The 9,495-nt window shown below is 65.3% G+C and carries 13 protein-coding genes; 6 read left to right on the forward strand and 7 right to left on the reverse strand.

Features of this window, described 5'->3' with window-relative positions; all coding sequences use genetic code 11:
- Positions 1–117 precede the first annotated feature (117 nt).
- Positions 118–540, forward strand: a complete 423-nt coding sequence (locus tag H8B03_RS03430; protein WP_193140335.1) for an Hsp20 family protein — start codon at positions 118–120, stop codon at positions 538–540.
- Positions 537–761, forward strand: coding sequence for a DUF1150 family protein (locus H8B03_RS03435; protein WP_193140336.1), 225 nt, complete (start codon positions 537–539; stop codon positions 759–761). Before H8B03_RS03430 ends, H8B03_RS03435 begins: the two co-directional genes overlap by 4 nt.
- Positions 762–793: 32 nt before the next feature.
- On the opposite strand, the gene H8B03_RS03440 is transcribed toward H8B03_RS03435, so the two are convergent.
- Together H8B03_RS03440 and trxB are read right to left on the reverse strand one after the other, a co-directional pair.
- Positions 794–1,123, reverse strand: coding sequence for a hypothetical protein (locus H8B03_RS03440; protein WP_193140337.1), 330 nt, complete (start codon positions 1,121–1,123; stop codon positions 794–796).
- Positions 1,124–1,203: 80 nt separating this feature from the next.
- A complete protein-coding gene (trxB, locus tag H8B03_RS03445; protein ID WP_193140338.1) occupies positions 1,204–2,148 on the reverse strand; it encodes a thioredoxin-disulfide reductase in 945 nt (314 codons plus the stop codon).
- A 185-nt stretch (positions 2,149–2,333) separates the two neighbouring features.
- Here trxB and H8B03_RS03450 point away from each other — a divergent pair, with 185 nt between their 5' ends.
- The gene (locus H8B03_RS03450) at positions 2,334–2,834 is read left to right on the forward strand and encodes an Lrp/AsnC family transcriptional regulator (protein WP_193140339.1); all 501 of its coding nucleotides are present in this window, start codon (positions 2,334–2,336) and stop codon (positions 2,832–2,834) included.
- Positions 2,835–3,101: 267 nt separating this feature from the next.
- Here the strand turns inward: H8B03_RS03450 and pgeF are convergent, their stop codons facing one another.
- The 3 genes from pgeF to lgt are packed head-to-tail and all read right to left on the reverse strand — an operon-like array spanning position 3,102 to position 5,823.
- The gene (gene pgeF / locus H8B03_RS03455; protein ID WP_193140340.1) at positions 3,102–3,860 is read right to left on the reverse strand and encodes a peptidoglycan editing factor PgeF; all 759 of its coding nucleotides are present in this window, start codon (positions 3,858–3,860) and stop codon (positions 3,102–3,104) included.
- Positions 3,857–4,930, reverse strand: coding sequence for an SAM-dependent methyltransferase (locus H8B03_RS03460; RefSeq protein ID WP_319022427.1), 1,074 nt, complete (start codon positions 4,928–4,930; stop codon positions 3,857–3,859). The genes pgeF and H8B03_RS03460 overlap by 4 nt, the downstream gene beginning before the upstream one ends.
- Positions 4,927–5,823, reverse strand: a complete 897-nt coding sequence (gene lgt / locus H8B03_RS03465) for a prolipoprotein diacylglyceryl transferase (protein ID WP_193140341.1) — start codon at positions 5,821–5,823, stop codon at positions 4,927–4,929. The genes H8B03_RS03460 and lgt overlap by 4 nt, the downstream gene beginning before the upstream one ends.
- Before the next feature lie 93 nt (positions 5,824–5,916).
- Between lgt and H8B03_RS03470 the strand changes: the two genes are divergently transcribed.
- Complete coding sequence (locus H8B03_RS03470; RefSeq protein ID WP_193140342.1) at positions 5,917–6,162, forward strand: accessory factor UbiK family protein; 246 nt, start codon at positions 5,917–5,919, stop codon at positions 6,160–6,162.
- Between the two features lie 63 nt (positions 6,163–6,225).
- Here the strand turns inward: H8B03_RS03470 and rlmJ are convergent, their stop codons facing one another.
- The gene (rlmJ, locus tag H8B03_RS03475; RefSeq protein WP_193140343.1) at positions 6,226–7,002 is read right to left on the reverse strand and encodes a 23S rRNA (adenine(2030)-N(6))-methyltransferase RlmJ; all 777 of its coding nucleotides are present in this window, start codon (positions 7,000–7,002) and stop codon (positions 6,226–6,228) included.
- A gap of 76 nt (positions 7,003–7,078) precedes the next feature.
- Between rlmJ and H8B03_RS03480 the strand changes: the two genes are divergently transcribed.
- Together H8B03_RS03480 and H8B03_RS03485 are read left to right on the forward strand one after the other, a co-directional pair.
- The gene (locus H8B03_RS03480) at positions 7,079–7,717 is read left to right on the forward strand and encodes a ribonuclease HII (protein ID WP_193140344.1); all 639 of its coding nucleotides are present in this window, start codon (positions 7,079–7,081) and stop codon (positions 7,715–7,717) included.
- A 107-nt stretch (positions 7,718–7,824) separates the two neighbouring features.
- Entirely contained in the window at positions 7,825–8,928 is a 1,104-nt protein-coding gene (locus H8B03_RS03485; protein WP_193140345.1) for a site-specific DNA-methyltransferase, read from the forward strand.
- A 24-nt stretch (positions 8,929–8,952) separates the two neighbouring features.
- Here H8B03_RS03485 and H8B03_RS03490 read toward each other — a convergent pair whose 3' ends face one another.
- Positions 8,953–9,417 carry an Lrp/AsnC family transcriptional regulator gene (locus H8B03_RS03490; RefSeq protein ID WP_193140346.1) on the reverse strand — a complete coding sequence of 155 codons (465 nt, stop codon included), beginning with the start codon at positions 9,415–9,417 and terminating at the stop codon, positions 8,953–8,955.
- Positions 9,418–9,495 lie beyond the last annotated feature (78 nt).

The following is a 9,495-nucleotide window of genomic DNA, read 5'->3' on the forward strand; positions in this document are numbered from 1 at the left end:
GGTTGTGAAAAGACGCTGCCCGCCGGTGACTTGCAACGGGCGGAGGCTGCGCCCATATTTGCAACATGCCGCCGCTTGCGGGGCATTCGCACAGTCGCTTATTGCAAGGACGTGTCCATGACAAAACTGACTTTGGGAACGCATCCGTTCCTTTTGGGATTCGAACAGCTGGAACGGCTGGTGGAACATACCGCCAAGACCGGCAACGACGGATACCCGCCCTACAACATCGAACAGACCTCGGAAACTTCGTATCGGATCACCCTGGCCGTGGCCGGGTTCCGCGAGGATGATCTGGCCATCACCGTGGAAAACCGCCAGCTGGTGGTGCGCGGCCGGCAGGCCGACGATTGCAACGAGCGCACTTATCTGCATCGCGGCATAGCGGCGCGCCAGTTCCAGCGCAGTTTCGTGCTGGCCGACGGGGTCGAGGTCGACGGCGCGGCCATGGAAAACGGGCTGCTGCACATCGACCTGAAACGCTCGGCCCCTGAAACCGTCCTGCAACGCATCAAGATCAGCACCGGAGATCCGTCATGAACACGCCGCATCCCCTTGCCATGTCCGATGAGTCCATCGTCTATGTCCGCCCGGTGGCGGTGAAGGATCTGCCCGACGATCTGCGCGCCCAGGTCGGCGATGAGGCCGAGATGTTCGCGGTTCATGCGTCCAACGGCGATCGGCTGGCGCTGGTCGGCAGTCGCAACCTGGCCTTCGTGCTGGCGCGGCAGAACCACATGCAGCCGGTCAACGTCCACTAGGGCCGTTTACGGCGTTCCAATATGAAAAAGACCTACTGGCGCGGTCCCGTGTTGCGCGGGCTGCGCCATTCGCTGTCGCTGTCCACCTTCGAGCCGTCATCCTCGATCTCGCCGATATAGTCCTGGAACGGGGCGATCAGCCTGAGCGGGTTGTCGTCGATGGTCAACGGGATCTCGCGGCCCTGATCCAGTTCTTCGATGGAAGGCAGGTCGCAGCCGTGCAGGCAGAAGGATTCGGACGGCACGATGGAGGCGGCGCGCGCGGTCCCGGCAACGCCCAGGGTCAGGCAAAGCGCCGACAGCAGCGCCCGGCCACGCAAGCGTGCCGGGGTGCAAGCCTTATGAGCGTTGGAAGACCGCATGATGGTTCGGGCCAGCCTCGTTAGTGGCGGGAGGGTCCAACCGACCCTGCCCGCGTGTCCGCGTCAAGCATTCGCCCGGTTCAGCCGTCGGCCTCGGCAAGGAAACGCTCGGCCTCTAGCGCGGCCATGCAGCCCATGCCGGCGCTGGTGACAGCCTGGCGATAGATGTGGTCGGTCAGGTCGCCCGCCGCAAACACGCCGGGGATCGACGTGGCGGTGCTGTCGGGCTGGGTGACCACATAGCCTCCCATATGGGTATCAAGCTGATCCTTGACCAGTTCTGACGCCGGGGCGTGACCGATTGCCACGAAGAAGCCCTTGCAGGGCACCTCGGTGATCTCGCCGGTCTTGACGTGCTTGGCGCGCACCGCTTCGACGCCCAGCGGATCCTCGGTGCCGATAACTTCCTCGACGCCGTGATCCCAGAGGATCTCGACCTTGTCGTTCTTGAACAGCCGGTCCTGCAGGATCTTCTCGGCCCGCAGGCTGTCGCGGCGGTGGATCAGGGTGACCTTCGAGGCGAAGTTGGTCAGGAACAGCGCCTCTTCCACGGCGGTGTTGCCGCCGCCGACCACGACCACGTCCTGCCCGCGATAGAAGAACCCGTCACAGGTGGCGCAGGCCGAGACGCCGAAGCCCTGGAATTTCTGCTCGGACGGCAGGCCCAGCCATTTGGCCTGTGCCCCGGTCGCCAGGATCAGCGCGTCGGCGGTATAGGTGGTGCCGCTGTCGCCCTGCGCGGTGAAGGGGCGCTTGGACAGATCGACCGAAGTGATGATGTCCGCCACGATCTCGGTCCCGGTGTCGCGGGCGTGGGCTTCCATCTTCACCATCAGGTCGGGGCCCATGATGGTGGATTCGCCGGGCCAGTTTTCCACGTCGGTGGTGATCGTCAGCTGACCGCCGGGCTGGATGCCCTGGACCAGCACCGGTTCCAGCATCGCGCGCGACGCATAGACCGCCGCCGTATAGCCCGCAGGCCCGGACCCGATGATAAGAACCCTGCTGTGTTTGGTGTCGGCCATGCCCTGTCTCCGCTTTGCTGCCCGGCAGCATATAGGCGGGGCGGCGGGGCGAAGGAACCCCCAACAAGTCGCAGCTTCGATGGCCGGAATTTTTAAAGTTTCCTGAAATCTGGCCGCAGTCTGGCGAAATATTATTGCGCCTGTATTCCCAAGGCTCTAAGTTCCGGGCAACCAAGGAGTATCCGATGTCCGCTTCGAAACTTGACCCGATCGATCGCAAGATCCTGGCCGAACTGCAAGCGGACGGGCGCATGACCAATGTCGAATTGGCCAAGCGCGTCGGCATCTCGGCCCCGCCCTGTCTGCGCCGGATGCGCACGCTGGAGGAAGCCGGGTTCATCCGAGGCTATCATGCCCAGGTGGATGGCCGCGAACTGGGCTTCGAAGTGCAGGTCTTTGCCATGGTCGGCCTGAAATCGCAGGCCGAATCCGACCTGTCGGCCTTCGAGGAAAAATGCCGGTCATGGCCGCTGGTCCGCGAATGCCACATGCTGAACGGCGAGGTCGATTTCATCCTGAAATGCGTGGCCCCGGACCTGAGCACCTTCCAGTCTTTCCTGACCGGAGAGCTGACCGCCGCCGACAACGTGGCCAGCGTCAAGACCTCGCTGGTGATCCGCGCCGCCAAGGAAGAACCCGGCGTGCCCTTCGAAGTGCTGGAACATCGGTTGAGCCAGTCCGCCTGACCGGTCGGACGCGCGCTGCGCACGACACCTGCGTCTGAAAAAAACGGGGCCCGCCCAACGACGGTTGGACGGGCCGTGCCAAAACACTGGCGTTACTTTTACTCACCAACAGGTCGAACAGACCGAACTGGGACGCGGTACAAACACACTCGTCACGGAACCGAAGTAAAAAGACACTCGCTAACCGACTGTGCCCTCGTATCGCGGGGATGTAACAGTTTCCAGACAGTTTCTGCAATGCGGCGACAAACTTGGGTCAGGAATACCCTAAAGCGTGATCGTTGAGATTAATCTGCCGTAGTCTGCCTGCTTTTCATGCACACTTCGTCTGTACGAGAAGAAGCGGCGCGGGTCGGAATAGGTGCAGTGCCTGATCCATTCGGCCTGAGCCACCCCGGCGCGGCGCAGCCGATGCAATTCATAGGCGGGCAGGTCGAACATATAGCGGTCGCCGTCGCCATTCGCGAAAAACCGCGTGTTGTCCGGGTCTTCCGCGATGAAATCATCCATGAATTCCGGGCCGACCTCATAGGCGTGCTGGCTGATGGTCGGGCCGATCACGGCGATGGTGTTGGTGGGCTGCGCGCCCAGGGTCGCCATCGCGTCCAGCGTCGCCTCGAGAATGCCGGCCAGGGCGCCGCGCCAGCCCGCATGGGCCGCGCCGATCACGCCGGCATCGGGATCGAAGAACAGCACCGGCGCACAATCGGCGGTGAGAATCGACAGCACGCGCCCCGGTTCGCGGGTGACAATGGCGTCGGCGGCCTCGGCCCGGGCGGGCGGATCGCCTTCGGCAATGACCACATTGGCGGAATGGATCTGGTGCACCCGCCACATGGTGCCGGGCTGGGCGTCCATGGCGCGGGCCACGCGGGCGCGGTTGATGTCCACCGCGTCGGCCTGATCGGATGAGCCAAGGCCGCAGTTCAGCCCGTTGAACACGCCGCTGGACGCCCCGCCGCGACGGGTGAAGAACCCGTGTTTTACCGAGGAGAGCGCGTCTGAGGTGAGAATTTCAAGTGTCATGTCGTCAGTCCCGGAAACGTCGCCGTGTGGGACGGCATCATGGCGAGGCATTTGAACAGTGATCCCATTTCCTCGGGGTGGGTCAAGCGCCGATGTGCGGCGATGTGCTGGTCCAGCGGTGCGCCGCGCAGCTTGGCGGCAAGCGATTGCGCGCGGTGCGTGATGCCCAGGCGTTCCAGAAACACGCCCTGCGGGACCATCGGGCTGTGGGTCAGGCCGGGCACGGTTTGCGCGGCACGGGCGAGGGCTTCGAAATCCACATGCGCCGTCAGGTCGGCCTGCCCCGGATCGGTCAGCGGATCGACCGGCTGGTGGGCGTGCAGGGCCTGCAACGTGTCCCCGCGCGAGCGCCAGTCGCCGTAGTCGATCATCAACGCGGCCCCGCCGTGAGTGGCGATGCGCTGTCCAAGGGCGGTGACGATGCCTGGGGCGGCGGGGCAGATCTCGACCAGCTCGCCGGGGCTGGTGTCGGTCAGACGGTGTGCCAATGCGGGCAGCGGGGTGGCCGGGGCCAGCCCGAAGGTCAGCGCACCGTCGCGCAGGCCGATGCGCCGTTCCTGCCAGCCGTCCGCCGTGCGCTGGAATTGCCGGATCGGCAGGGCGTCGAAGAATTCATTGGCCACGGCGAAACAGGGCAGGTCGGGCAGATCTTCGGCCCGGTCCAGCCAGACCGGGTGATGCGGGTGCAGGTTCTGGCCCTGAAGGCCGCGCAGGGTGGCCGAGGTTTCGACCAGATGCAGGCGGGCGGCGTCATGGAACCCCGGCACGGCGCGGGTGGCGCGCAGAAGATCGGCCATCAGGGTGCCGCGCCCCGGCCCCAGTTCGACCAGCGCGAAGGGGGCGGGCGCGCCCTGATCCAGCCAGCATTGCGCCAGCGCAAGGCCGACCAGTTCGCCGAACATCTGGCTGATCTCGGGCGCGGTGATGAAATCGCCCGCCGTGCCGAAGGGATCGCGGGTGGCGTAATAGCCGTGCGCCGGGTTCATCAGCGCCTCGGCCATGAAATCGGCCACGGTGATCGGGCCGTCGGCGGCAATCCGGGCGGTGATTTGTGCCAGCAGCGGGCTCACGCGCGGGCCTGCGCGCGGTTCGCCATCAGCAGGACACCCAGCCCCAGCGCGATCATCGGCAGCGACAGAAGCTGGCCCATGGTCAGCCCCGCCTCGCCCAGCCGCAGCGCATGGCCCAGCGGGTTGCCCGGCGTGATGAATTGTGCGTCCGGCTGGCGGAAGAATTCCACCACGAAGCGGGCCAGCCCGTAGCCCAGGAAGAACACGCCGGTGATCCGGCCGGGGATTTTCAGCGCCCCGCGCGAAAACGCCAGCACCAGCAGCAGCGCGCCCAGCAGCAGCCCTTCCAGCCCGGCTTCGTACAATTGCGAAGGATGGCGGGCGCAGGGGCCGGTCCAGTCCGGCGGGCAGGTCTGGGCCGCCGGGCCGGGGAAGAGCACGCCCCAGGGGGCGGTGGTCGGACGACCCCAAAGTTCGGCGTTGATGAAATTGGCAAGGCGGCCCAGCAGCAACCCCGGCGGGGTGGCCAGCGCCATGGCATCGGCCACGCTGGCCGGGTTCAGACGGTGCCGCCAGCAGAACAGCGCCGCCGCCACCACCACGCCCAGCAACCCGCCGTGGAAGGCCATGCCGCCCTGCCAGATCTTCACGATGTCGACGGGATTGGCGAAGAAATGGGCCGGCTGGTAGAACAGCGCAAAGCCCAGCCGCCCGCCGACCACCACGCCGATGATGACCCAGGTCAGCAGCGCCTCGGCCTGCGCGGCGGTCATCGGGGGGGTGGCGTTTTTCCACAGGTCGGGCCGGGCCAGCGCGCGGCGGATCAGCCACAACCCGGCCAGCAGCCCCACGATATAGGCCAGCGCATACCAGCGCAGGGCGAACTGGAAGCTGCCCAGCGAAATCGAGAACACCTCGGGCGACAGCGGCGGGAAGGGCAGGGCAAATATCATGGCGGCAGATGGCAAGCCGCGCCGGGGGAAGTCAACCTTGCGCTGACGGCAGTCGCGGCCCATATGTGAGTGGACACAGGAACGGAGCCTCAGATGCAGAGCCAGAACCGCATTCTCGACGACATGTCGCAACTTTTCACCAACGCTCTCGGCGTCGCGCAGGGTGCGAAAGATGAGGCGGAGACCGCGCTGAAGGGCATGCTGGATCGCTGGCTGGCCGATCGCGATTTCGTCACGCGCGAGGAATTCGACGCCGTGCGTGCCATGGCCCAGAAGGCGCGCGAGGAAAACGAGGCGCTGAAGGCGCGTCTGGACGCGCTTGAGGCCGACAAGGGCTGAGCACCCGGCCCACGCCGTGATCTTGTAACCCCGCCCCTTGTGGCGGGGTTTTTCGTGGGTGGGTCAGGTCAGGGTGGCGAAACGCTTGGCCAGATCCTGTGCCGCTTCGGCAAAGCCCCAGGGCGCATTGGCGACCCACAGTCCGCTGCCGATCATGCCGTGACCGGGGCGCGCGGGCGGAAAGCGCACCTCGCTGAGCACGGATTTGTCGTCGGACAGGGGTTTCAGCCGGGCCACCAGCGGCCGCTCGGCCCCCGAAGCCAGGATCGGATACCACAACATCAAAACCCCGACCGGCCATTTGCGGCGGATGCGGGACAGCAGGGTCGGGATGGTCTCGAACTCGGTCTTCACCTCGTAGGAGGGATCGACCAGCAGCAGCCCCCGGCGCGGGGTCGGGGGGGTCAGCGATAGGGCCAGTTCCGGCCCGTCCTTCTGCTGCACTTCGGCGGCGGGCAGGGCATAGCGCAGGGCCGACACCTCGCGCGGGTGCAATTCGGCCAGCACCAGACGATCCTCGGGGCGCAGCAGGGTCGATGCGATCAGCGGCGAACCGGGATAGGCCGCCGCCCCGGCGCGCTCCCGCGCGGCGGCAAGACAGCGGGCATAGGGATGATCGGCGGCGAACCAGCGTTCCATCCGTCCGATGCCCGCCGTCGCCTCGCCGGTCTTGACCGCTTCGGGGGCCGAAAGGTCATACAGCGCCCGGCCCGCATGGGTTTCCAGATAGGTCAGCGGCTTGGGCTTGCGGGTCAGATAGTCCAGCGCCAGCGCCAGCAGCGCGTGCTTGTGGACGTCCGCCGCGTTGCCGGCGTGATAGATGTGCTGATACGAAAGCATGCCGCCCCATAGCACCGCCGCCACGCCTGCGCCACATGGCTTGCCGGGGGGGCGGTTTCAGGGCTAGATCGACGCCATGGCGCGCCGACAGATAGACCTGCCCCCGAAACCCGATTTCCGGTTCGAAACCGCAGCCCGCAGGCTGGGCGCCACCCGCATCGCCGGGGTGGACGAGGTCGGGCGCGGGCCGCTGGCCGGTCCGGTCATGGCCGCCGCCGTGGTGCTGGACCCCGACAACATTCCCGACGGGCTGAACGATTCCAAGAAGCTGAGCCTGAAGCGGCGGCTGGCGCTGGAAGAGCTGATCAAGGCCAGTGCCGACTGGTCGGTGGGCGAGGCCACGGTCGAGGAGATCGAGGACATCAACATCCTGCACGCAGCACATCTGGCCATGCGCCGCGCCGTGGCCGGGTTGCGCAATGCCCCCGATCATCTGCTGATCGACGGGGTGATGGTGCCGCGCGGCCTGAACCAGCGGCATCAGGCGGTGGTCAAGGGCGATGCGCGCAGCCTGTCCATCGCCGCGGCGTCGATCATCGCCAAGGTGGCGCGCGACCGGATCATGGGAGACCTGGCGCGGCAGTTTCCGGGTTATGGATGGGAAACCAACGCCGGTTATCCGACCCCGGCCCACAAACGCGCCCTGCTAGATTTGGGGGTGACCCCGCACCATAGACGTTCCTTCGCCCCCGTCCACAAGATGTTGTGTGGGTGAATAGGCTAACCCCCTGATTCAAAAAAAGAAATTGACCTCGAATCGGGTTTGAATCATTTTGTCTGCAAAACGCGGCGTAAAAAACAGGCCGCCACGAGAGGCAGACCATGAGAAAGACTTCGACACAGGCAGCCAAGCTGCCGCTGAACACGATACTTCAGGGCGACTGCATTGCGCAGATGAACGCGCTACCCGAAGGCTCGGTGGACCTGATATTCGCGGATCCGCCGTACAATCTGCAACTCAAGGGCGACCTGCACCGGCCCGACAATTCCAAGGTCGATGCGGTGGATGACGCCTGGGACCAATTTTCCAGCTTCGTGGTCTACGACAAGTTCACCCGCGCATGGCTGAAGGCGGCGCGGCGGGTGCTGAAGCCAGACGGGGCGATCTGGGTGATTGGTTCGTACCACAACATCTTCCGGGTCGGGGCGGCGTTGCAGGACGCGGGATACTGGATCCTGAACGACGTGATCTGGCGCAAGTCGAACCCGATGCCGAATTTCCGAGGCAAGCGGCTGACCAACGCCCATGAGACGATGATCTGGGCCAGCAAGAGCGAGAAGGCGAAATACACCTTCAACTACGAGGCGCTGAAGGCGTTGAACGAGGATGTGCAGATGCGCTCGGACTGGGTGCTGCCGATCTGCACCGGGCACGAGCGTCTGAAGGATGCCAAGGGCGCCAAGGCGCATCCGACGCAAAAGCCCGAGTCGCTGCTGCACCGGGTGCTGATCGGCACCACCAGGCCCGGCGACGTGGTGCTGGATCCGTTCTTTGGCACCGGCACCACCGGCGCCGTGGCCAAGATGCTGGGCCGGAACTTCATCGGGATCGAGCGCGAGGATGCCTATATCGAGGTCGCCAAGGCGCGGCTGGCGCGGGTGCGCAAGCTGGACGAGGCCGATCTGCAGGTGACGCAGCCCAAGCGGTCGCAACCCCGCGTGCCCTTCGGGCAGCTGGTCGAACGTGGCATGCTGCGGCCGGGGGAGAAGCTGTATTCCCCGCGCGGCGACGTGGCCAAGGTGCGCGCCGACGGCACGCTGGCGGCGTCGAACGCGCGCGGCGATCATCACGGGTCTATCCACCAGGTCGGCGCCGCGCTGGAAGGGGCGCCCAGTTGCAATGGCTGGACCTATTGGACCTTCAAGCGCGAGGGAAAACCGGTGCCCATCGACTATCTGCGCCAGCAGATCCGGTCGGAACTGTAATCCGCAACGGTCGGGGCGTGGCGCTCAGTCCGCGTCCCGGATCGGATAGCCGCGCCACTGCTGCACCGGGCGCAGGGTAAAGATCGTCTGCATCGAGGCCACGTTCGGCAGCCGTGACAGGCATTCGCGATGAATGTCGGCATAGTCGTTCATGTCCCGCGCCACCACGCGCAGGATGTAATCCGCATGGCCCGAGGTCAGGTGACATTCCAGGATGTCGTCAAAGCGGGTGACGGCGGTCTCGAAGGCCTCCAGCACCTCGCGGGCCTGGGAACTGAGCGTGATCTCGACGAAGACCTGCAGCTTCAGCCCCAGCGCGGTGCGGTCGATCTGGGCGACATAGCCCCGGATCAGGCCGTTTTCCTCCAGCAGCTTGATCCGCCGGTGGCAGGCCGAAGTCGACAGGCCGATCTCGCGTGCCAGTTCGGCGATGGGGCGTTGGGAATCCTTTTGCAAGGCGCGTAAGATTCGGCGATCAAAGATGTCCATGAAATTTTTTCCTGTTCAATGGCTGTTTTCGTGCACTCAATCCACATCATTTTTCAGAATCACCTGAATCAATCGGAA

The sequence above is a fragment of the Meridianimarinicoccus sp. MJW13 genome (assembly GCF_014901205.1).
Classification (GTDB): Bacteria; Pseudomonadota; Alphaproteobacteria; order Rhodobacterales; family Rhodobacteraceae; genus Meridianimarinicoccus.